The organism is Pikeienuella sp. (assembly GCF_046290545.1).
GTDB lineage: Bacteria > Pseudomonadota > Alphaproteobacteria > Rhodobacterales > Rhodobacteraceae > Pikeienuella.
Genome location: NZ_JBKAGV010000009.1, coordinates 23,975 through 46,851 on the forward strand (window position 1 = coordinate 23,975; position 22,877 = coordinate 46,851).

The following is a 22,877-nucleotide window of genomic DNA, read 5'->3' on the forward strand; positions in this document are numbered from 1 at the left end:
ATGGAGACGGCGGCGCATGACCGGATCGTGGAGCAGGCGCTCGGCTGGATCGACGCCGGCAAGGGCGCGGCGCTCGCCACGGTGATCCGCACCTGGGGCTCGGCCCCGCGGCAGGCGGGGGCGCAGCTCGCGATCTCCTCCGACGCCGAACTGATGGGCTCGGTCTCCGGCGGCTGCGTCGAGGGCGCGGTGGCGGCCGAGGCGCTGGAGGCGCTGGAGGACGGGGCCTGCCGCGTCCTCTCCTTCGGCGTGTCGGACGAGGAGGCCTTCGCCGTCGGCCTCGCCTGCGGCGGGGAGATCCGGGTGATGGTGGAGCCTGTCGGCGTCGGCCGCGGGCCGGACGAGGCGCTGATCCGCGAGCTCGCCGCCGCCCGCGCCGCGCGCCGCGGCGCGATCTACGCCGTGAACCCGGAGACGTGGGAGCGGCGGCTCATCCTTTCCGGCTCCGGCGACCCGCTGGAGGCGGAGGCGGCGGCGGCGCGGCGGGCGGACCGGTCCGGCTTCGACGAATCGGGCGCCGTCTTCCTCGGCGTCCACAACCCGCCGCTGAAGATGGCCGTGGTCGGCGCCGTCCACATCGCGCAGCCGCTGATGCAGATGGCGCGGCTGACGGGCTATGACCCGGTTTTGATCGACCCGCGGGAGGCCTTCGGCTCCGCCGCGCGCTTCCCCGGCGAGGTCATCAGCCATGACTGGCCGGACGAGGCGCTCGCCGCGCTCGGGCTCGACGAGCGCACCGCCGTCGTGACCCTCACCCATGACCCGAAGCTGGACGACCCGGCGATCCGCGCCGCGCTCCGCGCGCCCGTCTTCTATCTCGGCTGCCTCGGCTCGAAGAAGACCCATGCGAAGCGCGTCGACCGCCTGAAGGAGGCCGGCTTCCCGGAGGAGGAGATCGCGCGCATCCATGCGCCGGTCGGGCTCGACATCGGCGCGAAATCGCCGGCCGAGATCGCCGTCTCGATCATGGCGGAGGTCACGGCGCGGCTTCGCGGGGCGTCCTGATGGAGTTCGGCCCCCTCCCCGTCGCGGAGGCCGCAGGGGCGATGCTCGCCCATTCCGTCCGCGCGGGCGCGCGCCGCTTCGCGAAGGGGGAGCGGCTGGACGCTGAGGGGGCGGCGGCGCTGGCCGCTTCGGGGGTCCAGACGGTCTGGGTCGCCCGGCCGGGGCCGGAGGATCTGGGCGAGGACGAGGCGGCGGCGCTGGTGGCCGCGCCGCTCGCCGGGCCTCATCTCTCCCTCTCCGCCCCCTTTACCGGCCGCGTGAACCTCTATGCGGAGGCGGCGGGCGTGATCCGGGTGGACGCCGCGGCCCTGCTCGCCGCCAACCGGGTGGACGAGGCGGTGACGATCGCCACCCTGCCCGACTTCGCCCGCGTCGCGCCCCGCGCCATGCTCGCGACGGTGAAGATCATCCCCTACGCCGCCCCGGCGGCGGCCGCGCGACAGGCCGCAGCGCTGCTCTCCGGCGCGATCTCGCTCCATCCTTTCCGCGCGATGCGCGCCACGCTGATCCTGACGCGGACGGAGGGGATGAAGCCCTCCCTCATCGACAAGGGCGCCGCGGCGATTCTCGCGCGCCTCGCCGCGCTCGGCGTTGAGGCGGGCGAGCCCGTGGTCACCCCGCACGAGACGGGCGCGCTCTCGGCCGCCCTCGCGGCGGCGGAAGGCGATCTCCTGCTCATCCTCGGCGGCTCCGCGACGTCGGACCGGCGGGATGTCGCCCCGGCTTCGGTCGTCGAAGCGGGCGGGCGGATCGACCGGTTCGGAATGCCGGTGGACCCGGGCAACCTTCTTTTCACGGGCGTGATGGGCGATCGGCCTGTCCTCGGCCTGCCGGGCTGCGCCCGCTCGCCGAAGCTTAATGGCGCGGACTGGGCGCTGGAGCGGATCGTCGCGGGCCTGCCCGTCTCCGGCGCGGAGATCGAGGCGATGGCGGTCGGCGGGCTCCTGAAGGAAATCCCGTCCCGCCCGCAACCGAGGGAGGGCGCGGCGCCGGCGGGCCGGCCCTTCGTCTCCGCCCTTCTCCTCGCCGCGGGCTCGTCGAGCCGGATGCGCGGGGCGGACAAGCTCCTTGAGCCCGTCGGCGGCGCGCCGCTCCTCCGCCGCACGGCCGAGGCGCTGCTGGCGAGCCGGGCCGACGAGGTCGTCGTCGTGCTCCGTCCGGGGGACGAGGCGCGCCGCGCCGCGCTCTCCGGCCTCGGCCTCCGGATGGTCGAGAATCCCGCGGCGGCGGAAGGCATGGGCGCTTCGATCCGCGCCGGCATGGCCGCGCTCGCGCCCGAGGCGGAGGCCGCGCTCGTCGCGCTCGCCGACATGCCGGAGATCGGGGCGAAGGAGATCGATTCGCTCCTCGCCGCCTTCGACCCGGAGGAGGGGCGGGAGATCGTGCGCGCCGCCTCCGCCGCCGGGGAGCCGGGCAACCCCGTCCTCTTCGGCCGCCGCTTCTTCGAGGCGCTGCGCGGGCTCGAAGGCGACGAGGGCGCCCGCGCCATCCTCGCCGCGCATCCCGACCGCGTGCGGCTGCTGCCCCTCGCGGGGCGCGCGGCGCGGACCGATCTCGACACGCCGGAAGACTGGGAGGCCTGGCGCGCTCTCACTGCGTGAGGTCGAGCGTCCGCGCCTCCCCGCCGCGCGTCAGCCGCATCGAGCCCGCCTCGATGCGGGAGACGACCCAGCCCTCCACCACCGAGCCGGATGTGACGCGGTGGACCCGCCCGTCCGGCATCCGCAGGAGCGCGCGGCGGGCGTCCGCGGCTCCGAAAACCCCGATCATCGCCATATCGTCGAGCCGGATCGCATCCCGCAGGGTCGCCGCCGCCGCGACGCCGGACCCCGTGGGCGCGCTCCGCCGCGGCGCCGCCGCGATCCCCGCCTCCTCGCCCTCCTCGTCATCTATGGCGCCGGAGGGCGCCGCACGGGCTGTCTCCGCCTGGGGCTGAGCCGCCGGTTGCCGCCGCGGCGCAAGGCCCCTCGGGCGCGCCCTCGGCGCCGGCGCGAGGGCAAGCGCGCGACCGACGGCGTCCGCGGGATGATCCGGCCGCGCCCCGGGGCGCGGCGCGCTCTCGACAGCCCCCGGCCCGGGCGTCTCCTCCTCCGCCGCGACTTCGGGCGCGGCCGCCTCCTCCGCCGCGGCGAGCGCGGCCTCGGGCGGAGGCTTCGGCGCCGGCGGTTCCTCCGCGGTCGGCTCCGGCGCGGCGGGGGCGTGCGGGGCAGGGGGCGGAGCGGCCGCTTCGGGCGCGGGTGAAGGGGCGGCCGGCGACGTCGGGTCCTCCGGGGCGAGCGGCGGCGCGGGGGGCTCCGCGAGGGCGACGAGGGCCGGCGGCGCGGCGCTCCGCGACGGCTCCCGAGGCGCGCCGGGCGCCGACGAGGAGGGCGCCGGCGGCATGGCCGCCGCCGCGGCGGCTCCGGCGTCCAATGCGGGCGTGGAAAGCGCTGGCGGCGACGGCGGCGGGGCCGCGAAGGGCCCGTCATCCCGTTCCTGCGGCGCCAGCCAGAGCGCCGCGACGGCCGCAAGCCCGACCAGGCCGGCGAGCAGGGCCGCCCCCCTGACCCGCAGCCGCCGCGCCGGGGCCGGGGCGATCGGTTCTGCAGCCTGCACGGGCGGCGGAGAAACCTCCGGGGCCGGCTCGGCCGGAGCCCGGAGGAAATCCGGCCCGCCCGCAAAGGCCGCAAGCTCCGGCCGCGCCTCGGGATTCGTCGAAACCCGCAGCGGCGCGAAGCCCCAGAGCCGCGCATATTCCGCCGCCTCCGCGACGACGCTCCGCTCCGCCGCCGCCGCGGCGCAGTTCTCGCTCCCGGCGAAGGTCACGACGAGTTCCGCCAGCGGCGCCGGCGAGGCCGCCTCCAGCGCCCGCTCCGCCTCCTCCGCGCCACCCCCCTCGGCGACAACGGCGAGCACCCTCGCGGGCGGCAGCCAGAGCGTCACGGGCGCAGGGCTCCGCCCCGTCAACGCCGCGGCGTCGGCGCCGAGCGCGGCGGCCGCGGCGGCGAAGTCCGGATCGTCCAGCGCGACCGCGCCCAGCGGCTCCCCGTCCGCCGCGCGCAGCAGCCTGATCGCCGTCTCCCCGAATTCGAGGACGAGCGGCGCCTCAGAGGGATCGCGCGGCGCGGGCTCCATCCTCGTTCCGCTCCCCGGCCGGCCGGCGCCGGCCGATCACTTCTTCTTCTTTTTCGCGCTCTTCGGAGCCGGCTTCGCCGCCGCCCCGCAAGCCTTGTCCAGCGCCTGTTCGAGATCGGCGATCAGGTCCGCCGCGTCCTCGATCCCGATCGAAAGGCGCACGACCTCCGGCCCCGCCCCCGCCGCCGCCTGCTGCTCCGGCGTCAGCTGCCGGTGCGTGGTGGAGGCGGAATGGATGATGAGGGACCGGGAATCCCCGAGATTCGCGACATGGCTGAAAATCTCGACCGCATCGACCAGCTTCAGGCAGCTTTCGTACCCCCCCTTCACCCCGAAGGTGAAGATCGCCCCGGAGCCCTTCGGCGTGTATTTCCGCGCCCGGAGCGCATAGGGGCTGGTGTCGAGCCCGGCATAGGAGACGTATTCGACCGCCGGATGCCCGGCGAGGAACTCCGCCACCCGCTTCGCGTTCTCGCAATGCTTCGCCATGCGGAGCGAGAGCGTCTCGATCCCGAGCAGGGTCTGGAAGGCGTTCATCGGCGCCTGGCACATGCCGAGGTCGCGGAGCCCGATGGCGATGCCGTGGAACGTATAGGCGAGCGGCCCGAAGGTCTCCGCGAATTTCAGCCCGTGATAGGCGGGCTCCGGCTCGATCATGGAGGGATGCTTGCCCGCCGCGATCCAGTCGAACTTGCCCGAATCGACGACGATCCCGCCCATGGAGGTGCCGTTGCCGGAGAGATATTTCGTCGTCGAATGCACCACCTGCGTCGCGCCCCAGTCGAACGGGCGGCAGAGGAACGGGCTCGCGGAGGTGTTGTCCACGATCAGCGGCAGCTTCTCCTTCTCCGCCAGCTTCCCGATCTTTTCGAGGTCGGTGATGTAGCCGCCGGGGTTGGCGATGGACTCGCAGAAGATCGCCTTCGTGTTCGCGTCGATCGCCTTGCGGATCGCCGACGTGTCCTCGAAATCGACGAAGCGGCATTCCCAGCCGAAGCGCTTGAAGGTCTGGCTGAACTGGGTGATCGAGCCGCCATAGAGCCGGTTCGAGGCGACGAAATTCGCCCCCGGCCCCATCAGCGGGAAGAGCGCCATGATCTGCGCCGCATGGCCCGAGGCGCAGGCCACCGCGCCGACGCCGCCTTCGAGCGCGGCGACTCGTTCCTGCAGCGCGCTCACCGTCGGGTTGGTGAGCCGCGAGTAGATGTAGCCGACTTCCTGCAGGTTGAAGAGCGCCGCCGCATGGTCCGCATCGCGGAACACATAGGCGGTGTTCTGGTAGATCGGCGTCTGGCGCGCGCCGGTCGCCGGGTCCGGCCTCGCGCCGGCGTGGATCTGAAGCGTGTCGAATCCGTAAGTGCGCTCGGCCATGCGGGCCTCCCTGTTGTCGAGTTTGCGCGATCTTTCGCCTAACTCAGCTTCGACGACAAGCGCCCGGAATTGAAGCCGCCCATCGAAAGCTCGCCGACAAGGCGCTGCCATTCCATCTTCGGGCAGAGATTCATCACGACTTCGACGCCGCGGTCCCGCGCCCGCGCCGCCGCCGCCTCGTCGACGACGCCGATCTGCATCCAGATCGCCTTGAGCCCCCTGTCGCCGAAATGCTCCAGCGCCTCGTCCACCACGGCCCCCGCCTCGGAGGAGCGGCGGAAGATGTCCACCATGTCCACCCGCTCGCCCGCCTCCGCCAGCGCGGCGAGGGAGGGCGCGATGGGCTCGCCGAACACCGTCTCCCCCGGATAGACCGGGTTCACCGGCAGGACGCGCCAACCCTTCAGCTTCAGATAGCGGCCGACATAGAAGGAGGGGCGCACCGGATTGGTCGAGACCCCGACGAGCGCGATGGTCTTCACCCGCCCGAGAAGCGATCTCAGCGCCTTGTCGGAGGGTTTTTCGGGCATGTCGTTCATTCCCCGATCCTGCCGCGCGGCGGGGCGCGGCGGAAGGGCCCCAGCCAAAAAAAACGCCCGCCGAAGCGGGCGCAGTCAGAACGAGGGACAGTGAGTGGATGAAGGGAACCTCTCGATCCGCCTTCAAAACTCATGTGGGTGTTACAGCAGCAATCGGCCAGCCGTTGCTCCCCCTTTTATGTCGAATTGTTGCAGGCGGTGTTCATTTTCGCACAACGGTTCGGGCGACCTTGCCGAGCCGTTCGGAAAACCCTTTTTCGCCAGAATGTTGCAGGTCTCGCGTGAGAGTTGCGCTTGCCGGCGCCCTTCGTCAACGAATCTCACGAAGCTGCGCGCGCCTGTAACAAGCCCGTTGCGCGCGCCGGGCGGCGGCAGCCGGAGAGGCGCCATGCGCTACGGAGAGATTCGCGCCTCAGCGGCGCGCCGTCCGCGCCGCGTAGAGCGAAATGGCGGCGGCGTTCGAGACGTTAAGGGAGCCGAAGCTCCCGGCGAAGGGGATGCGGGCGAGGAGATCGCAGCCCTCGCGCGATTTCTCCCTGAGTCCGGGCCCTTCCGCGCCGAGCACGAGCCCGATCGGCCCCGCCGGCGCGACCGCCTCGCTAATCTCCGCCTCCGCCGCGCCGTCGAGCCCGACGAGCCGGAAGCCGAGCGCGCGCAGCCGCTCCATCGTCTCGGAGAGGTTCTTCACGCGGAGATAGGGCTGCCGCTCCAGCGCGCCGGAGGCCGATTTCGCCAGCGCCCCCGTCTCCGGCGCCGCATGGCGGAGCGGGGCGATCACCGCGCGCGCGCCGAAGACCTCGGCCGAGCGGAGAATCGCGCCGACATTGTGCGGGTCGGTCACGCGGTCAAGGAGGAGGACGACGGGCGCCGGGTCCGCCTCCGTCGGCGCGCAGGTCTCCTCCACCCCGCCCCAGTCCAGCGGGCGGGTCAGCAGCGCCGCGCCCTGATGCACCGAGCCCGGATCGAGCGGGGCCGGGAAGCGCCGCGGGGCCGCCTCCTCGGGCTTGACGCCGCAGGCGGCGATGGCCTCGGAGAGCTTCTCCGCCGCGTTGCGGGTCACGACGAGCCGCTCATGCGCGCGGGCCGGGTTCAGCAGCGCGTCCCGCACCGCATGGAGGCCGAAGAGCCAGACGGGGGCCGGCCCCTCGCGGCGTGCGCGCTCCTTCTCTATCACCCAGGCGGGCTTCTGCGGGCGGGTCTCGCTCATGGCCTCGCCATAGCGCGGCGGCGCGGGAAAGACCATCGGCGCCGCTTGCCCGTCATGCGATCGGATTCGGGTTCGGGCATGATGCGGCGCTGCGCGACGGCGGGCGATTTCGGGACTGGCGCAAGCGCGGGAGGAGAGACGATGGCGGATGATCACAAGGGCTCCTGCCTCTGCGGCGGGGTGAGATACGAGGTCAGGGGGCCGCTCCGCCCCGTCGTGGCCTGCCATTGCTCGCAATGCCGCAAGACCACGGGCCATCATGTGGCGGCGACCGGGGCGCCGGCGGAGGCGCTGACGCTGACCGCGAGCGAGACGCTCGCCTGGTATCGCTCCTCCGCGGAGGCGGAGCGCGGCTTCTGCGCCCGCTGCGGCTCCAACCTCTTCTGGCGAAAGGACGGGTCGGGCCGGATCTCGATCTGGGCCGGAACGCTCGACGGGCCGACCGGGCTCACGATCGAGCGTCACATCTTCGCCGCATCGAAGGGCGATTACTACGAAATCGCCCCCGGCGCCCTCGTCTTCCCGGAATCGGACTGACGCGGGCGGCGGAGGCGCCTATATTCGCCGGGCGGCGCGTCGCCGCCCCGGGAGAGCCTGTCGTGAAGACCGCCGCCTACCTCGTCCTTGTTCTGACCGTCGCGATGACCTCCTGCGCCGCGCTGGTGGCGGAGCCGGTCGCGCTTCTGGCGAACTTCGTCCAATGAGCGGCGCGCGGCGTTTCGGCGGGGCGCATTCGCCGGGCGGGGCGCCTGCGGGCGGGCGCGGCGGCTTCTCCGGCCTCCGGCTCAAGTGGTTTTCGTTCCGTGTGCTCGGCCTCCGTCTCGCGCCGACGCCGCTCATCTTCTCCGCGATCTGGGGCATGGCGACGGCCGACCTCCTGCAGATCCTCTGGTCCGCCGGCGGCTGGGCCGCGCTCATGCTCGCGGCGAAGCTGACCGGGGACGGGATGAAGGCGCAGGACGCCTATGACGAGCGGATCGTCGCCCGCCCGCCCGCCTTTCCGCGGAAACTGACCGCCGCGGCGCTGACGGCGCTCGCCATTGGCGCAGTCGCCTTCCTTTCGGGCGCCGCAGCGGCCCCGCTTGCGATCTTCTACGGCGCCGTCGCAGGGGCGGCGCATGTGTTCGCCTTCGGCCCCGATCCGATGCGCGCCAAAGGCGGCGCCGGGATCACGCCGGTCGATCTCGACCGGGTGGCCACGAAGCTGGAGGAGGCGGAGCGCGTGGTGGAGGAGACGGCGAAGGCCGCCGCCGCGCTCCGCGACCGGGCGCTGGAGGGGCGGATCGACCGGCTCGCCTACGCCGCGCGGGACATCCTGAAGGAGATCGCGGAGGATCCGCGGGACATGGCCCGCGCCCGCCGTTTCCTCTCCGTCCATCTCGTCGGCCTCCGCGACGCGACGCTGCAATACGCCAACGCCAGCGCGAAAGGCGCCACGGAGGGCCTTCGCGGACCCTATGAGGCCCTGCTCGCCGACCTGGAGGGCAGCTTCGCCAAGACGCGGCAGAGCCTGATGGCGGAAGACCAGACCGCGCTCGAGATCGAGATCGAGGTCCTCCGGGGCCGCCTGCAACAGGAAGGCGCGCGCTGACGCGCCGGAACGAGGAGAGAGAGAGATGAGCGAGATCCGCGCCAAGGCCGAGGCGGCCCTTCGGGACGCCGAGGCCGTCACCGCCGCCCTCCTGCCGCAGCCCGCCGCCGACATCGTGGTGGCGGACAGGATGGATCCGGAGGAGCGCGCGCGGGTCGAGGCGGTGATCGGCCAGCTCGACATGACCGACAGCCAGTCGATCATCAAGTTCGGCTCCGCCGCGCAGACGGAGCTCCAGACCATCTCCGCCGCCATGCTCGACGGCGTCAGGAACAAGGATGTCGGCCCCGCCGGCGCGAGTCTCCGCGAGATGGTCACGAACATCCGCGGCTTCGACGCGGACGAGCTGGACCCGAACCGCAAGCAGAGCTTCTTCGAGCGGCTCTTCGGCAAGGCCCGGCCGGTGGCCGAGTTCATCGCGAAATACGAGAACGTGCGCGGCCAGATCGACCGCGTCTCGGACGAGCTCCTCGCCCACGAGACTGTGCTGCTGAAGGACATCAAGGCGCTGGACCGGCTCTATGAATCCAGCCTCGCCTTCTACAACGACCTCGCCGTCTTCATCGCCGCGGGGGACGAGAAGCTGCGCCGGCTCGACGAGGAGGAGATCCCGGCGAAGGAAGCGGAGGTGAAGGCCGCGCCGGAGGAGGAGGGCGTGATGAAGGCGCAGGAGCTGCGCGACCTTCGCGCCGCGCGCGACGATCTCGAACGCCGGGTGCATGACCTCCGCCTCACGCGGCAGGTCACCATGCAATCCCTCCCCTCGATCCGGCTGGTGCAGGAGAACGACAAGAGCCTCGTCAACAAGATCAACTCGACGCTCGTCAACACCGTCCCCCTCTGGGAGACTCAGCTGGCGCAGGCGGTGACGATCTTCCGCTCCCGCGAGGCGGCGGAGACGGTGAAGCAGGCGACTGACCTGACCAACGAGCTCCTGAAGAAGAACGCCGCCAACCTGAAGGACGCGAACGCCGAGGTGCGCCGGCAGATGGAGCGCGGCGTCTTCGACATCGAGGCGGTGAAGGAGGCGAACGCGACGCTGATCGCCACGATCGAGGAAAGCCTCCAGATCGCGGACGAGGGCAAGGCCCGCCGCGCCGCGGCGGAGGACGAATTGCGGAAGATGGAGGGCGAGCTCAAATCCGCCCTCGCCGCCGCCCGCGCCCCCCGCCCCGCCGCCGGCCCCGCAGGCTGACGATGCGCGCCGCCTGGCTCCTCTCCCTCCCCCTCCTCGCCGGTTGCGCCGGCGGGGACGCGGCGCTCTATCGGGACTACGCCGCGCTCCTCGCCGCCGACGGCGGCTTGCGGGAAGAGACGGCGCCGGCGGACGCGCCCTATTCGAACGCCGACCTCGCCACGAATTTCGAGCGGATCGCCCTCAACAGGGAATACCGGCGGGAGGGCGCGACGCTCTTGCAGGAGCGGACGGCGACCCGCCTCAGCCGCTGGGACGAGCCGGTGCGCTGGCGCATCGTAGGGCAGGGGGCGACGGCGGAGGATCGGTCCGAATACCGCGCCCTCTCCTCCCGCCTCGCCGCGATCACCGGGCTGGACCTCGGCGAGACGCGGGCGGAGGAGCCGAACCTCTCGATCCTCATCCTCGGGCCGGAGGAGCGGCGCGTCTTCCTCTCCGCGCTGGAGGCGGACGGGGCGAGCGCGCGGATGCCGCTGGTCGCCCGCTGGGTGCAGGATGTCGCCTATCCCTGCATCGGGCAGGTCGGCTATGGCGATGCGGCGAGCGGGCGGATCACCGGGGCGATGATCTTCATCAAGGCGGAATTGCAGGGCCTCCTCCGCCGCTCCTGCATCCATGAGGAATTCGCGCAGACGCTCGGCCTGATGAACGACGATGACGACGTGCGCCCCTCGATCTTCAACGACGACCAGGAATTCGCGCTCCTGACCGAGCATGACGAATATCTCCTCCGCATCCTCTATGACGAGCGGCTCAGGCCCGGCATGGAGGCGGCGGAGGCGGCGCCGATCGTCACGGCGATCATCGACGAGATGCGGCCCGAAGGGCGGGGAGGGCTGAGATGAGCCTGTGGAACAAGCTGACGGGCGAGTTCATCGACGTCATCGAATGGACGGACGACACGCGGGACACGATGGTCTGGCGCTTCGAGCGCCATGGCAACGAGATCAAGTACGGCGCGAAGCTGACCGTGCGGGAGGGGCAGGCGGCCGTCTTCGTCCATGAGGGCCAGCTGGCGGACGTGTTCCAGCCCGGGCTCTACATGCTCGAGACGAACAACATGCCGGTGATGACGACGCTCCGGCACTGGGACCATGGCTTCAAGTCCCCCTTCAAGTCGGAGATCTACTTCGTCTCCACCCGCCGCTTCCAGGATCTGAAATGGGGCACGAAGAACCCGATCATGCTGCGCGACCCGGAATTCGGCCCCGTGCGGCTCCGCGCCTTCGGGACCTATTCCGCCCGCGTGATCGACCCGGCGCTGTTCCTGCGGGAGATCGTGGGGACGGACGGGGAGGTGACGACGGAAGAGGTGACCTTCCAGCTTCGCAACGTCATCGTTTCCCGCTTCGCCGTCGCGCTGGCGGCGAGCGGCATCCCCGCGCTCGACCTCGCGGCGAACATGGGCGAGCTGGCGGAGCTTCTGCGGAAGAAGATCGCGCCGGAACTCGCGGAATACGGCGTCGAGACGCCGGCGCTGATGATCGAGAACATCTCGCTGCCCGAGGAGGTGGAGAAGGCGCTGGACCGGCGGACCTCCATGGGCGTGGTCGGCGACCTCTCGAAATATGCGGCCTATACGCAGGCGGAGGCGATGCGCGCGGCGGCGGAGAATCCGGGCGGGGCAGGGGCCGGCATGGGCGCCGGCCTCGGCATGGGCATGGGAATCGCGATGGCTCAAGCGGGTCAGCCCGGACCCTGGGGCGCGCATGCCGCAGCGCCCCCGCCGCCGCCCCCCGCGCCGGAGCGCGTCTGGCATCTGGTGGAGAACGGGGCGACGAAGGGGCCCTATGGCCTCGGCCATCTCGGCCGCATGGCGGCGGAGGGCGCCTTCTCCCGCGCCACGCTCGTCTGGTCCCCCGGCTACGAGGGCTGGAAGCCGGCGGAGGACGTGGCCGAGCTCGCACGCCTCTTCACCGTCATGCCCCCGCCGCCGCCCCCGCCCGCCTGAGCCCGGCATGAACGAGGCCGCTCCCGAAGCCGCCCCGGAGCCCTCCCGCTTTCCCTGCGAAAGCTGCGGCGCCGCCCTCGCCTATGCGCCGGGGGCGCGGCATGTCGCCTGCCCGTTCTGCGGGGCGGAGAACGAGATCGACGCGCAGGACGCTCCCTGGGCCTCCCCCTGGGCCGTCGCGCGCGGCGAGGCGAAGGGCGCGCTGGAGGAGCAGGACCTCGCCGCCGCCCTCGCCGGCGCGCTCGACGCCTCCGAGATGGAGGAGACGCGGACAATCCATTGCGATTCCTGCGGCGCCGACGTGGAGTTCGACGACAAGACCCATGCCGGAACCTGCCCCTTCTGCGCCTCCCCGATAGTCACGCAGACCGCCGCCAACCGCCATATCAAGCCGAAGGGCGTGCTGCCCTTCGCGCTGACGGAGCGGGACGCGCGGAAGGCGATGAACGACTGGCTGGGCCGGCTCTGGTTCGCGCCCTCGGGGCTGCAGGACTATGCCCGCGCGGGCCGCCCGATGCAGGGCCTCTACGTCCCCTACTGGACTTATGATGCGCAGACGGAGACTAGCTATCGGGGCCAGCGCGGGGACGTCTACTACGTCACGCAGCGTGTGCCGGTGACGGTGAACGGCAAGACGCAGATGCAGGCCCGGCAAGTGCCGAAAGTGCGCTGGACGCCGCGCTCGGGCCGCGTCGCCCGGTTCTTCGACGACGTGCTGGTGCTCGCCTCCCGCTCGCTGCCGAAGAAACACGCGGACCGGCTGGGGCCGTGGGACCTTTCCGCCCTCCGCCCCTATCAGCCCGCCTATCTCGCCGGCTTCCGGGCCGAGGCCTACACCGTGCCGCTCGACGAGGGATGGGCGGAGGCGCGGCGGATCATGGATCAGGTCATCGAGCGCGACATCCGCTTCGACATCGGCGGCGACCGGCAGAGGATCGACGCGGCGGAGACGCGGCTCGGGCGGACGAGCTTCAAGCATGTCCTCCTCCCCGTCTGGCTCGCCGCCTACAAGTATCGGGGGGAGACCTACCGCTTCATCGTGAACGGCCGCACCGGGGCGGTGCAGGGGGAGCGGCCGTATTCCGCCTGGAAGATCGCCGTCGCCGTGATCCTCGGCGCGCTCGCGGCCGGGGCGGTCGGCTACGCGCTCCAAGCGACGGGGGCGTTGCGATAAGTCGCGCGAGGCGCTCCCCGCACAAGGGGAGGGAAGGGGCGTTCCCGCCCGTTTCGGCGTGGATCCTTTTTTGTACCAATTTCTGATTTATCATTAATATCAGATAGATGAACCCCCTGCACACTGTGTGCACACACTCGCCTTCGTCCTCCGCCCTTGACCCGACGCCGCCGAGAGGCGAGCAGAAGCGCGTCAACGGGAGGGAACCAATGGAGCCGATGAACGTCGCCGTCACGGGCGCCTCGGGCCGGATGGGCCGGATGCTGATCCGCGCCGTGGAGGAGGCGGAGGGCTGCCGCCTGATCGGCGTCACCGAGCGCCCAGGCCACGAATGGGCTGGCCGCGACCTTGGCGAATGTCTCGGCGGCGCGGCGACCGGCGTGCCTGTGGAGACGGACCCGCTCGAGGTCTTCGCCAAGGCGGAAGCCGTTCTGGACTTCACGTCCCCCGCGGCGACCGTGGCCCATGCCGAACTCGCCGCGCAGGCCCGCGCCGTCCACGTGATCGGGACGACCGGGCTCTCCCCCGCCGATATCGAGGCGCTGGACTCCGCCGCCCGCCATGCCGTGATCGTGCGGGCCGGCAACATGTCCCTCGGCGTCAACCTCCTCGCGGCGCTGACGCGGAAGGTCGCCGCCGCGCTCGGCCCGGATTTCGACATCGAGATCGTGGAGATGCACCACAACCGGAAGGTCGACGCGCCCTCCGGCACCGCCCTGATGTTCGGGGAGGCGGCGGCCGCGGGCCGCGGCGTGAGGCTCGACGCGGTGGCGGACCGGGGGCGGGACGGGGAGACGGGCGCGCGCAGGCGCGGCCATATCGGCTTCGCCGCCCTCCGCGGCGGGGACGTCGTGGGCGAGCATGACGTGATCTTCGCAGGCGAAGGCGAGCGCGTGATCCTCCGCCATGTCGCGACGGACCGGATGCTCTTCGCCCGCGGCGCGGTGAAGGCCGCGCTCTGGGGCAGGGGCCGCAAGCCCGGCGCCTATTCGATGATGGACGTGCTCGGGCTCGCCTAGAGCGGGTTCAGTTCTGACTGGATCAGTCGGAACAGAAGCCAAGACAGGCGGACTTCTCGTTTTGTCGCCTCATCCGTGCGTACCGGCGATCCGGTTCGCACGGACAACCCTCCGAACCGACTCAGAGCATTTCGAGGTCGCCCGCGCCCTCCGCAGCGCCCGCCTCCCCGGCGAGCCGCGCCCGGATGTCGCCGAGATGAACGGCGGCGAGGAGCGGGCCGAACTCCGTCCCGCCCTCCTGCGCAAGGCCCGCCATCCCGCCGACGAAGCCGGAAAGCGCCTCCAGCTCCTGCGTCATCCGGTCGAGATCCTGCATCGCGGCGCCGCCGCCGGAGGCGGCGTCCTGCAGGGCAAGCGCGCGGCCATGAAGGCGCGCCAGCTCCTCCGAGATCCGGTCGAGCGCGAGCGGGAGCGGCAGGCTCATCCCTCCCGCCACGGTCAGAGCGGCCCCGTCACGGCTTCGATGCAGTTCTTGAGGCCCGCATCGTTGAACGGCTTCTTGAGGTAGTTGTGCATCCCGAGCCGCTTGCCGAGATCGGCCACCACGGGGTCATGTTCCCCCGTCACCATGATGAAGCCGACCTTCCGCGTCCGCTCGCTCTTGCGGAGCGCGAGCAGGAATTCGAGCCCGTCCATGCCTGGCATGTTGTAGTCCGAGATGATGAGGTGGACTGGCGTCGTCTCCAGCGTCTTCAGCGCCGCCTGCGGCCCCGGCATCGGGACGACGTTCTTCACCCCCATCTTGTCGAGGCCCATCGTGATCAGCTGGCGGCTGATGGTCATGTCGTCCACCACCATGATCTTGATCGTGTCGCGAAGGGGCATGTTCAGTTCCTTGTCTGTCGGCGTCCGCTCACACGGCGGGCGCAGGCTTCGCGTTGCGGATGTAGGAGGTGACGCCGCCCCGGTCGAAGAGCTGGGTCGAGGCCTGGCCGAGTCGTTCGGAATGGCCGAGGAAGAGCCGCCCTCCTTCGGCCGTAGCCCCGGCGAAACGCCGGAGCACTTCGTCCTGAGTAGGGCTGTCGAAATAGATCAGGACATTCCGGCAGAAGATCGCGTCGAAGGCGCGGGTGAAGGGCCAGGGGCCGACGAGGTTGAGCCGCTTGAAAGCGATGAGCGCGCGCAGCGCCTCCCCTGCGCGAAGCCGCGGCGCCCCGTCCGCCCCGGGCGGCGCCGCCTCGAAGCGCCCGCGGACGAGCGCGCCAGGCGCGGGCTCAAGGGCCTCCGCAAGATAGACGCCCCGGCGACCGGTCTCGAGAACCACCGGGTTGAGGTCGGTCGCGAGGATCCGAATCCCGAGCGCCGCTGCGTCGGGCGCGAGGTCGAGCAGGCAGAGGGCGATGGAATAGGGCTCCTCGCCGGTCGAGCATCCGGCCGACCAGATCGTCGCTGGCGCGCCCGCACGGGCGGCGGCGACGAGGCGCGGCAGCGTATCCTCCCGCAGCTCCTTGAAGTGATGCGGCTCGCGGAAGAAGCGGGTGACGTTCGTGGTGAGCGCGTTGACCATCGCCCGCAGCTCCGCCGCGCCCTCCCGGCTCTCGATCAGGTCGCAATAGGCTTCGAACCCGTCGAGCGCGAGCGTGCGCACCCGGCGCGAGAGCCGCCCGTGGACAAGCGCGACCTTCTCCGGCGCGAGGGCGATGCCCGCCTCGCGCCGCAGCGCCGCGGCGATCCGACCGAAGGCTTCCGGGCCGATCTCCCGGCGTCTCGAGGGCATCTCGAAAGGCAGCGTCACCTTCATCCCCCTCAGGCCGGCTCGGACTCGACATGCGGCGCGAAGCGCTCGACATCCACGATTCGGAGCAGCCGGTCGTTCAGCAGGATGACGCCGGAGACCATCTCGTTGGTTTCGTCCCCGGCGAGCGCGGGCGTCGGCTGGAAGTCGGTTTCCGGGATCGAGAGGATGTCGGTCACCGTCTCCACCAGAAGGCCGAGCAGATGGCCGCGCACCTCGACCACGATGGTCGAGTGCCGGCTTGTCGTCGCCGTGTCGCCGAGGCCGATCCGCGCCGCGAAGTCGATCACCGGCAGCACGACGCCGCGTAGGTTGATGACACCCTTCACGAAGTGCGGCGTGCGTGGCAGGCGCGTCGCCTCGCTCCAGCGCCTGATCTCCCGCACGGAGCCTATGGCGATGCAGTATTCGTCCTCGCACACCCGGAAGACGACGACTTCCCGGCGAGCGACCCTGCGATCCGCTTGCGCTTCGTTCATCTCGCTCATCCCGTCAACGCCATGACATGCCCCGCCCCGCCGGGCCCGGTCGCTTCGCGCACGAGCGCGTCCACGTCGAGGATGAGCGCGATGCGCCCGTCCCCGAGTATGGTCGCGGCCGCGACGCCCCTGGTCCTGCCGAAGCCCTCTTCCAGCCCCTTGATGACGACCTGCCGCTGGTCGAAGATATCGTCCACCAGCAGCGCGCAGCGCGCGCCGCCCTCCGTCTCGGCCACCATCAGCACCGATTCGAGCGGGCTTTCGACGGGCTGGCGGAAGCCGAGCTCCGCCCCGATGTCCACGATCGGCAGCGGCTCGCCGCGCACGAGCAAGACATGGTCACGCGGGCCCATGCGCTTCAAATCGGCCTTCGTGGGCCGGCAGGTCTCGACAATTGCGGCAAGCGGCGCGACGAGCGTCTGGTCGGAGACGCGGACCACGACGCCGTCGAGCACCGCGAGGGTGAGCGGCAGGCTGATCGAAAAGACGCTGCCCGCGCCCGGCTTCGAGGAAATGATCGTGCGCCCGCCGAGCGCCTGGATCGCTCGCTTCACCACGTCCATGCCGACGCCCCGGCCTGAAAGGGCCGAGACCTCCTTGGCTGTGGAGAAGCCCGGCATGAAGAGAAGGTTGTCGATTTCCGAATCGCTCAGCTCCGCATCGGCGGGAATGAGCTTCTTCTCCTTGGCGATGGAGAGGACGCGAGGGCGGTTGATCCCGGCCCCGTCATCCGCGATCTCGATCACGATCCGGCCCGAGCGCTGCGCGGCGGAGAGGCGGATCGTACCCTCGGCGGGCTTGCCCGCATCGGCGCGTTTTTCCGCCGATTCGATCCCGTGATCGACCGCGTTGCGGATCATGTGCGTCAGCGGGTCGGCAAGGCGCTCGACGATGGTCTTGTCCACCTCCGTGCCTTCGCCCTCGGTCACCAGCTTCACCGACTTTCCCGTCGCATGCGCGGCCTCGCGCACGATCCGCGTCATGCGCTGGAAAAGCGGGCGGACGGGCTGCGCCCGGATCGCCATGACGCTTTCCTGCACGTCGCGCGTCAGCATCCGGAATTCGTCCAGCCCTTCGGCGATGGCCGCGTGCCGGGCCAGCCCGGCCTCCGCGATGCGCTGCGTCAGCATCGCGTGGGTGATGACGAGTTCCCCGGCGAGGTTGACGAGCCGCTCGATGCGGTCTGTATCGACCCGGATCGACGCTTTCGCACCGTCCCCGCTCTTGCCCTCCGCCGCTTTCCCGCTCTCCTCGCCCTTTGGCGCGGCGGCCTTCGCGGGCGCTGGTGCGGGCGCGGGCGCGGGTTCTGCGGGAGCGGATTCGGCGGCGGCCGCCGGCTCCGGCGCGGGCTCGAAGGCCGGCGCCTCGAAGGCGGGGGCCTCCGCGGGGGTCTCCGCCGGCCCGCTCCCGGCGGGCGCGGCCTCCAGCGCGCAATCGTCGGCCACGAATTCGAAGATCTCGAAGATCTCCTCCTCCTTCGCCTCCGTCTCCAGCCGGATGCGCCAGGCGAGGCCCGCATCCTCCGGGTTGAGATCGCCAAGCGCAGGCAGCGAATCCGTGTCGAGCTCGATCTCGCAGGGGCCGAGCGCGGCAAGGGCCCGGAGGAGAAGGAGCGGCTCGTTTCCGCGGGCGTAGAGCCCCGGCGCCGGCCGGAAGGTAAGGAGCCAGACCGTTGGCCCGGCCGCCGCTTCGACGCCGGCGACCGGCTCCGGCGCGAAGTCGAGCGTCTCCAGCGAGGCGGGTTCGAAGGCGGGCGGTTCGTCCGCCCCGAAATCGAGCGACATCGGCGCGTAGCTTTCGTCCGCCTTCTCCGCGCCGGGCTTCACGGGGATGAGCGCGACGATCTCCTCCAGCGAGGCCTCGATCGCGGCGTCGTCCGTCGCCGTCTCGTCCCGCATCGCGGCGACGAGATCGGCAAGCACGTCAGAGGCGCGCAGGAACACGCCGATGACATGCTCGCTCTTCGGGATGCGCGCATCGCGCAATTCGTTGAGCGAGGTCTCGAACTTGTGGGCGAAATTGACGAGCACGTCGAGCCCGAAGGCCCCCGCGCCGCCCTTGATCGAATGGACGGCGCGGAAGACGGCGTTCACCGTCTCCCGGTCGTCGTCGCCGTCGGAGAGCTGTTGCAGCCCTTCTGCGAGGACGGTCAGAAGGTCCTCGCATTCCTCGAAGAAGCCGCCGCGGAGTTCGTCCAGCTCGCTCATCGCCGCCCCCCTTTACGCCGCCACGCGCCGGATGGCGGCGACGAGCTTGTCCTTGTCGAATGGCTTCACGATCCAGCCCGTGGCCCCAGCCTCGCGCGCGCGCTGCTTCATCTCCGGCGCGCTCTCCGTGGTGAGCGTCAGGATGGGGATGCGCCCGCGGCGCGCGTCGCCGCGCACCGCCTCGATGAAGCCGAAGCCGTCCATCCGCGGCATGTTGATGTCCGTGATGATGACGTCGGGCGCGCAGGTTTCGAGCGTTTCGAGTCCGTGCACGCCGTCATCCGCTGTGTGGACGGTGAATCCCGCTTCGGAGAGCGCCTTGCGCAGGAGGTCCCGCATCGTGCGGGAATCGTCCACCGCGAGCACGGTCAGCGTCACGCCGCCGACTCCTCGAGTTCCGCGAGCAGCGCGGTCGCGCCCATCGTCGCGGCATCCGCGCGGAACGCTTCCGAGGGCTCCGTCAGGGTGAGTCTTGCGCCGTCCTGCCGCCAGGCCGCAGCCCCTGCGAGCAGTGCCTGCAGGCAGGCCGCGCCGAGTGATTCGACCTTCGACGCGTCGAGCCGCAATTCGGCCCCGCGGCTTTCCCGCAGCGCCTCGACCAATCCGGCGGCCGCGCCGGTTCCCAAAGCCGCCTCAAGTTCGATGGTGTTCACGACTGGCTCCTTCGATTTTTTCGCCATCGGCCCTCTCCCGCGCGCCCTCGAAAAGCGCTTCGGGCGTCGGCCCCGCGCTTCGGGGCTTATAGGGCGCGCGTCCTTAAGAAGACGCGAATGGGCGCTCGTCGCGCCCCATGTCCGCGGGTCAGAAGAGTTCGACCTGGCCATTTCTTGGCTCCTTCGGTTCAGCCGCACGGATCGGCGGCAGCGACTCGATTTTGGCGATCGGGCGGGTTCTGGCGACGCCCGTCGCAGGATGAAAACGGAGATGGAGCCCGCGCCGTCCGCCCACGTTCTCGGCGATCAGCGGTATCTCCTCGTCCATGAAGAACCGCTGTGCGAAGGCGACGTTTGCATCGCCGATTCGGCTCAGGCCGGAAACCACCTTCGCGCCGCCGAACAGTTTTGCGACGAGTCGCTCCTTCCTTGCGCCGAGATGGAGGAGTTCGTTGACGAGCAGCTCCATCAGATGCGCGCCGTAGAGCCGGGCGCGGGTGTCGTCGCTTCCGGTCTCCGGCAGGAGGAAGTGGTTCATGCCCCCGAGCTTTGCCGACGGGTCGTACAGGCAGGCCGCGACGCAGGATCCAAGGAGGGTCGAAAGAACTGTGTCGGGATCGGCAGAAACGGCGAATTCGCCCTGCATGACATGCTGAACGGAATGCGCCGACGAGCGCGGCGGGTTGTCGCTCATGCCGGATGCGGGGAGGCGGCGCAGGCGCGCAACAGCGCGTCGCGGATCTTCTCAAGGGGCAGGACGCGCTCCGCACCGCCCGCCTCCGCCGCCGCCCGCGGCATGCCGAAGACGACCGAACTCCCCTCGTCCTGCGCGAAGGTCCGCGCCCCGGCGTCGCGCAGGGCGCGCAATCCGTCTGCGCCGTCGCGCCCCATGCCCGAAAGCACCGCGGCGGCGACCTTGGCTGCAGAAGGTTCGGCAGAGGCGAAGAGCCTGTCCACCGCCGGGGAGACGCCGTGCATCTTTGGTCCCTCGACAAGCCGGCAATGCCGCCCGGAGGGATCGATCTCGAGGTGAAGCGGCCCGCCTGGCGCGATGTAGACGACCCCCGCGCGAAGTGGCGCGCCGTTCGCCGCCTCCATCACCCTTGGCGCGGCGGCGACGTCCAGCCGGGCGGCGAGAAGCCGGGTGAAGCCGACCGGCATGTGCTGCACGATCAGCGTTGGCGGGCAGTTGGCCGGCCAGCCGCCGAGAATGGCGCTTAGCGCGTCCACCCCGCCGGTGGAGGCCCCCATCATCACGATCCGGTCCTGTGCGAAGGACTTCGAGACGACCGCCGCCGGCCGCGCTCCGGCGGGGACCGGTCCGCGCAGCCGCGCGCGCGCCGCCAGCTTCACGATCCCCGGCAGGGCGGCGAAGCTTTCCCCGTTATCGCCGTGGCCCGGCTTGCAGACGCATTCCACAGCGCCCTCCGCCAGCGCCTCGATGGCGACGGCGGCGCCCCTCGCCGTGAGGGTCGAGACCATGACAACCGGCGTCGGGCGCAGCCGCATCAGCTTGCGGAGGAAGGAGATGCCGTCCATCCCCGGCATCTCCACGTCAAGCGTCAGGACATCGGGGGAAAGCGCCTTGATCGCCTCCCGCGCCTCGTAGGGGTCCCCGGCCTCGCCGACGACCTCGACTTCGGGATCGCGGAGGAGCGTCGTGGCGATGAGGCGGCGCATGGTGCGCGAATCGTCGACGATCAGAACTCTGGTCTTGCGCATGGTGAGGTCGCCTTCTGGCCTGTGTCGTCTCAGAACTCGTTCCAGTCCTCGTCGGGATCGACGGCGAGCGCGGCGGAGCCTTCGGTCCGCGGGGCGTGGCGGGTGCGGGCGGGGCTCGCCTCCCGCTCCCCGCCGTCGCCGATGCCGAACTGGCCGATGATCTCCCCAAGCCGGTTCGAATCCTCCCGGAGCTCGTGGCCGGCCGCCGTCATCTGCTCGACCATCGCGGCATTCTGCTGCGTCACGCCGTCAAGCTGGTCCATCGCGGCCATGATCTCGCCCACGCCTGAGGATTGCTCCCGCAGCGCCCCGGCGATGGCGGCGACGAGCGCGTTGATCTCGCCCACCGTCGCGATGATCTCCTCAAGCGCGGAGCTGGTCTGCCCCACGTATCTCGCCCCCTCCTCGACCTGCCTGGCGCTGGAGGAGATCAGCGTCTTTACCTCCTTCGCGGCGTCCGAGCAGCGCTGCGCCAGCGCCCGGACCTCGGAGGCGACGACGGCGAAGCCGCGGCCCGCCTCGCCCGCCCGCGCGGCCTCGACACCAGCGTTGAGCGCGAGCAGGTTCGTCTGGAAGGCGATGTCGTCGATCACGCCGATGATCTGCGCGATCTTGCCGGACGATTCCTCGATGTTCCGCATCGCGTCGAGCGAATGGCCCACGATCTCGCCGTTGTCGCGGGCGTTGGCGGCGGCGGCGGCGATGAAGTCGTCCGCCTTGGCGGCGTCCGCCGCCGCGGCGCGCACGCTGTCGGTGAGCTGCTTCAGCGCCGCGACCGTCTCCTCCTGCGCCGCGGCCTGGCTCTCGGTCCGGCGGGAAAGATCCTCCGCCGCCTGGCTGATCTCGCCGACGCCGGAGCGGATGCCGCCGGCTCCCGACGCGATCTCCCTCAGCACATCGGAAAGACGGGTGCGGGTCGTGTTGAAGTCATGCCGCAGCTGCTCGTATTCCTCGGGGAAGGACTGGTCGATCGGCAACGAGAGGTCGCCGGCGGCGAGGCGGGCCAGGCCGCCACGGAGCCCGGCGACGACGCGGGAGAGCGTCGAGTCCGCCTGGTGGAGCTCCTTCCGCGCCTCCTCGCGCTCAGTTTCCTCGTCCGTCGCGTCGCGGCCGATGAAGACGATCCGCGCCACGGCGCCGGATACGTCCGCGATCGGGCGCCATCCGCCGCGAAGATGCGCCGCACCGCCGTCCTTGGTCTTGTGGCGGAACGAGCCGTCCACCGCATCGCCCCGGAACAGATGTTCCCAGAGATCCCGATAATCGAGCGATTCGCGCTCGGCGTCGTCGACGAGAAGCGAATGCGGTTTTCCGACGATCTCCTCCGCCTCATAGCCCAGCGCCTCGAGGAAGAGCGGATTGGCCCGGACGAGTTCGCCCGAAGGGTCGAACTCGGCCACCGCCTCGCGCGCCTCGATCGCGAGGATGAGCGCGCGGTCGCCGAACGCCGCCTGCATCGCCCCCGTCATGTCGCGAAGCTCGACCGCGAAGCCCGCTCGCCCGTCCTCGCCGGGCGAAAGCGGCGCAGGGTTGAGCTCGACGACGATGCCGCCGAACGCCGCGTCCGCGGGCTCGCCCGCGGCGAAGAGCCCTGCCTGCTTGCCCTTCGTCGCCGGGAAGAAGTCCAGCCTCGCGCCGAGCGGCTTCTCAGGGTCGAAATCGCGGCAAAGGGCCTGGAACGCCTCCGCCCGCTCCGCAAAGAAGCGCAGCGCCGCCTCGTTCGCCTCCACAAGCCGCATCTCGGCGTCGAGCAGGATGAGCGCCGAACGCGTCCTGCGGAACGCCGCGGCCGCGGGCGCCGGCGCCGCCGCCGGCGGAGGCAGGAGTTCGGCCGGCGCCGGCTGAGCGGTCTCCGCCGCGGCTTTCTTGCCCGAGGAGGAGAGTCTGGCGAGGAGATTCATGATGGACGTTCCAT

The 22,877-nt window shown here is 71.1% G+C and carries 23 protein-coding genes; 9 read left to right on the plus strand and 14 right to left on the minus strand.

The window, feature by feature from the left end; genetic code table 11:
- Together ACE37J_RS07365 and ACE37J_RS07370 are read left to right on the plus strand one after the other, a co-directional pair.
- On the plus strand, positions 1-1,005 hold the full coding sequence (locus ACE37J_RS07365) for an XdhC family protein (protein WP_409709366.1): 1,005 nt from the start codon (positions 1-3) through the stop codon (positions 1,003-1,005).
- Positions 1,005-2,606 (plus strand): NTP transferase domain-containing protein, encoded by a 1,602-nt coding sequence (locus ACE37J_RS07370; RefSeq protein ID WP_409709369.1) that lies wholly within the window; start codon positions 1,005-1,007, stop codon positions 2,604-2,606. Before ACE37J_RS07365 ends, ACE37J_RS07370 begins: the two co-directional genes overlap by 1 nt.
- Here ACE37J_RS07370 and ACE37J_RS07375 read toward each other — a convergent pair.
- From ACE37J_RS07375 to rlmB, 4 genes are all read right to left on the minus strand, one after another.
- Entirely contained in the window at positions 2,596-4,119 is a 1,524-nt protein-coding gene (locus ACE37J_RS07375) for a hypothetical protein (RefSeq protein ID WP_409709372.1), read from the minus strand. The two genes, ACE37J_RS07370 and ACE37J_RS07375, sit on opposite strands and share 11 nt — an antisense overlap.
- 36 nt (positions 4,120-4,155) lie before the next feature.
- Positions 4,156-5,490, minus strand: coding sequence for an O-acetylhomoserine aminocarboxypropyltransferase/cysteine synthase family protein (locus tag ACE37J_RS07380; RefSeq protein ID WP_409709375.1), 1,335 nt, complete (start codon positions 5,488-5,490; stop codon positions 4,156-4,158).
- Between the two features lie 38 nt (positions 5,491-5,528).
- A complete protein-coding gene (locus tag ACE37J_RS07385) occupies positions 5,529-6,020 on the minus strand; it encodes a CoA-binding protein (RefSeq protein WP_409709908.1) in 492 nt (163 codons plus the stop codon).
- Between the two features lie 421 nt (positions 6,021-6,441).
- Positions 6,442-7,236 carry a 23S rRNA (guanosine(2251)-2'-O)-methyltransferase RlmB gene (rlmB, locus tag ACE37J_RS07390; RefSeq protein WP_409709377.1) on the minus strand — a complete coding sequence of 265 codons (795 nt, stop codon included), beginning with the start codon at positions 7,234-7,236 and terminating at the stop codon, positions 6,442-6,444.
- A 141-nt stretch (positions 7,237-7,377) separates the two neighbouring features.
- Here rlmB and ACE37J_RS07395 point away from each other — a divergent pair, with 141 nt between their 5' ends.
- The 7 genes from ACE37J_RS07395 (at position 7,378) to dapB (ending at position 14,166) form a co-directional block, all read left to right on the plus strand.
- On the plus strand, positions 7,378-7,773 hold the full coding sequence (locus ACE37J_RS07395; protein ID WP_409709380.1) for a GFA family protein: 396 nt from the start codon (positions 7,378-7,380) through the stop codon (positions 7,771-7,773).
- Positions 7,774-7,936: 163 nt separating this feature from the next.
- Positions 7,937-8,827, plus strand: a complete 891-nt coding sequence (locus ACE37J_RS07400) for a 5-bromo-4-chloroindolyl phosphate hydrolysis family protein (protein WP_409709383.1) — start codon at positions 7,937-7,939, stop codon at positions 8,825-8,827.
- Positions 8,828-8,852: 25 nt separating this feature from the next.
- The gene (locus ACE37J_RS07405; protein WP_409709386.1) at positions 8,853-10,022 is read left to right on the plus strand and encodes a toxic anion resistance protein; all 1,170 of its coding nucleotides are present in this window, start codon (positions 8,853-8,855) and stop codon (positions 10,020-10,022) included.
- Between the two features lie 2 nt (positions 10,023-10,024).
- The gene (locus tag ACE37J_RS07410; RefSeq protein ID WP_409709389.1) at positions 10,025-10,867 is read left to right on the plus strand and encodes a DUF2927 domain-containing protein; all 843 of its coding nucleotides are present in this window, start codon (positions 10,025-10,027) and stop codon (positions 10,865-10,867) included.
- On the plus strand, positions 10,864-11,973 hold the full coding sequence (locus tag ACE37J_RS07415; RefSeq protein WP_409709391.1) for an SPFH domain-containing protein: 1,110 nt from the start codon (positions 10,864-10,866) through the stop codon (positions 11,971-11,973). The genes ACE37J_RS07410 and ACE37J_RS07415 overlap by 4 nt, the downstream gene beginning before the upstream one ends.
- A 7-nt stretch (positions 11,974-11,980) precedes the next feature.
- Complete coding sequence (locus ACE37J_RS07420) at positions 11,981-13,147, plus strand: zinc finger domain-containing protein (RefSeq protein ID WP_409709394.1); 1,167 nt, start codon at positions 11,981-11,983, stop codon at positions 13,145-13,147.
- Positions 13,148-13,356: 209 nt separating this feature from the next.
- Positions 13,357-14,166: a 4-hydroxy-tetrahydrodipicolinate reductase gene (gene dapB, locus ACE37J_RS07425; protein WP_409709397.1), complete on the plus strand. Its 810-nt coding sequence runs from the start codon at positions 13,357-13,359 to the stop codon at positions 14,164-14,166.
- Positions 14,167-14,287: 121 nt separating this feature from the next.
- Here the strand turns inward: dapB and ACE37J_RS07430 are convergent, their stop codons facing one another.
- The 10 genes from ACE37J_RS07430 to ACE37J_RS07475 all read right to left on the minus strand — a co-directional run bounded on the left by ACE37J_RS07430 (position 14,288) and on the right by ACE37J_RS07475 (position 22,863).
- Positions 14,288-14,590 carry a hypothetical protein gene (locus tag ACE37J_RS07430; protein WP_409709401.1) on the minus strand — a complete coding sequence of 101 codons (303 nt, stop codon included), beginning with the start codon at positions 14,588-14,590 and terminating at the stop codon, positions 14,288-14,290.
- Positions 14,591-14,604: 14 nt separating this feature from the next.
- The gene (locus tag ACE37J_RS07435; protein ID WP_409709404.1) at positions 14,605-14,991 is read right to left on the minus strand and encodes a response regulator; all 387 of its coding nucleotides are present in this window, start codon (positions 14,989-14,991) and stop codon (positions 14,605-14,607) included.
- A gap of 28 nt (positions 14,992-15,019) precedes the next feature.
- Positions 15,020-15,901, minus strand: a complete 882-nt coding sequence (locus ACE37J_RS07440) for a CheR family methyltransferase (protein WP_409709407.1) — start codon at positions 15,899-15,901, stop codon at positions 15,020-15,022.
- An 11-nt stretch (positions 15,902-15,912) separates the two neighbouring features.
- Positions 15,913-16,380, minus strand: coding sequence for a chemotaxis protein CheW (locus ACE37J_RS07445; RefSeq protein ID WP_409709410.1), 468 nt, complete (start codon positions 16,378-16,380; stop codon positions 15,913-15,915).
- Positions 16,381-16,385: 5 nt separating this feature from the next.
- The gene (locus ACE37J_RS07450) at positions 16,386-18,587 is read right to left on the minus strand and encodes a chemotaxis protein CheA (protein WP_409709413.1); all 2,202 of its coding nucleotides are present in this window, start codon (positions 18,585-18,587) and stop codon (positions 16,386-16,388) included.
- 12 nt (positions 18,588-18,599) lie between these two features.
- Positions 18,600-18,965, minus strand: coding sequence for a response regulator (locus ACE37J_RS07455; RefSeq protein ID WP_409709416.1), 366 nt, complete (start codon positions 18,963-18,965; stop codon positions 18,600-18,602).
- A complete protein-coding gene (locus ACE37J_RS07460; RefSeq protein ID WP_409709419.1) occupies positions 18,962-19,240 on the minus strand; it encodes an STAS domain-containing protein in 279 nt (92 codons plus the stop codon). The genes ACE37J_RS07455 and ACE37J_RS07460 overlap by 4 nt, the downstream gene beginning before the upstream one ends.
- A 148-nt stretch (positions 19,241-19,388) precedes the next feature.
- The gene (locus ACE37J_RS07465; protein ID WP_409709422.1) at positions 19,389-19,934 is read right to left on the minus strand and encodes a chemotaxis protein CheD; all 546 of its coding nucleotides are present in this window, start codon (positions 19,932-19,934) and stop codon (positions 19,389-19,391) included.
- Entirely contained in the window at positions 19,931-20,962 is a 1,032-nt protein-coding gene (locus ACE37J_RS07470; protein ID WP_409709425.1) for a chemotaxis response regulator protein-glutamate methylesterase, read from the minus strand. The genes ACE37J_RS07465 and ACE37J_RS07470 overlap by 4 nt, the downstream gene beginning before the upstream one ends.
- A 29-nt stretch (positions 20,963-20,991) precedes the next feature.
- Complete coding sequence (locus ACE37J_RS07475) at positions 20,992-22,863, minus strand: methyl-accepting chemotaxis protein (protein WP_409709428.1); 1,872 nt, start codon at positions 22,861-22,863, stop codon at positions 20,992-20,994.
- Positions 22,864-22,877: the final 14 nt, after the last annotated feature.

What these genes read in the sequence shown, in the direction of transcription:
- ACE37J_RS07365 (WP_409709366.1), top strand. Translation starts at nt 1, where the DNA reads ATGGAGACGGCGGCGCATGACCGGATCGTGGAGCAGGCGCTCGGCTGG.
- ACE37J_RS07370 (WP_409709369.1), top strand. Translation starts at nt 1,005, where the DNA reads ATGGAGTTCGGCCCCCTCCCCGTCGCGGAGGCCGCAGGGGCGATGCTC.
- ACE37J_RS07375 (WP_409709372.1), bottom strand. Translation starts at nt 4,119, where the DNA reads ATGGAGCCCGCGCCGCGCGATCCCTCTGAGGCGCCGCTCGTCCTCGAA.
- ACE37J_RS07380 (WP_409709375.1), bottom strand. Translation starts at nt 5,490, where the DNA reads ATGGCCGAGCGCACTTACGGATTCGACACGCTTCAGATCCACGCCGGC.
- ACE37J_RS07385 (WP_409709908.1), bottom strand. Translation starts at nt 6,020, where the DNA reads ATGCCCGAAAAACCCTCCGACAAGGCGCTGAGATCGCTTCTCGGGCGG.
- rlmB (WP_409709377.1), bottom strand. Translation starts at nt 7,236, where the DNA reads ATGAGCGAGACCCGCCCGCAGAAGCCCGCCTGGGTGATAGAGAAGGAG.
- ACE37J_RS07395 (WP_409709380.1), top strand. Translation starts at nt 7,378, where the DNA reads ATGGCGGATGATCACAAGGGCTCCTGCCTCTGCGGCGGGGTGAGATAC.
- ACE37J_RS07400 (WP_409709383.1), top strand. Translation starts at nt 7,937, where the DNA reads ATGAGCGGCGCGCGGCGTTTCGGCGGGGCGCATTCGCCGGGCGGGGCG.
- ACE37J_RS07405 (WP_409709386.1), top strand. Translation starts at nt 8,853, where the DNA reads ATGAGCGAGATCCGCGCCAAGGCCGAGGCGGCCCTTCGGGACGCCGAG.
- ACE37J_RS07410 (WP_409709389.1), top strand. Translation starts at nt 10,025, where the DNA reads ATGCGCGCCGCCTGGCTCCTCTCCCTCCCCCTCCTCGCCGGTTGCGCC.
- ACE37J_RS07415 (WP_409709391.1), top strand. Translation starts at nt 10,864, where the DNA reads ATGAGCCTGTGGAACAAGCTGACGGGCGAGTTCATCGACGTCATCGAA.
- ACE37J_RS07420 (WP_409709394.1), top strand. Translation starts at nt 11,981, where the DNA reads ATGAACGAGGCCGCTCCCGAAGCCGCCCCGGAGCCCTCCCGCTTTCCC.
- dapB (WP_409709397.1), top strand. Translation starts at nt 13,357, where the DNA reads ATGGAGCCGATGAACGTCGCCGTCACGGGCGCCTCGGGCCGGATGGGC.
- ACE37J_RS07430 (WP_409709401.1), bottom strand. Translation starts at nt 14,590, where the DNA reads ATGAGCCTGCCGCTCCCGCTCGCGCTCGACCGGATCTCGGAGGAGCTG.
- ACE37J_RS07435 (WP_409709404.1), bottom strand. Translation starts at nt 14,991, where the DNA reads ATGCCCCTTCGCGACACGATCAAGATCATGGTGGTGGACGACATGACC.
- ACE37J_RS07445 (WP_409709410.1), bottom strand. Translation starts at nt 16,380, where the DNA reads ATGAACGAAGCGCAAGCGGATCGCAGGGTCGCTCGCCGGGAAGTCGTC.
- ACE37J_RS07450 (WP_409709413.1), bottom strand. Translation starts at nt 18,587, where the DNA reads ATGAGCGAGCTGGACGAACTCCGCGGCGGCTTCTTCGAGGAATGCGAG.
- ACE37J_RS07465 (WP_409709422.1), bottom strand. Translation starts at nt 19,934, where the DNA reads ATGAGCGACAACCCGCCGCGCTCGTCGGCGCATTCCGTTCAGCATGTC.
- ACE37J_RS07470 (WP_409709425.1), bottom strand. Translation starts at nt 20,962, where the DNA reads ATGCGCAAGACCAGAGTTCTGATCGTCGACGATTCGCGCACCATGCGC.
- ACE37J_RS07475 (WP_409709428.1), bottom strand. Translation starts at nt 22,863, where the DNA reads ATGAATCTCCTCGCCAGACTCTCCTCCTCGGGCAAGAAAGCCGCGGCG.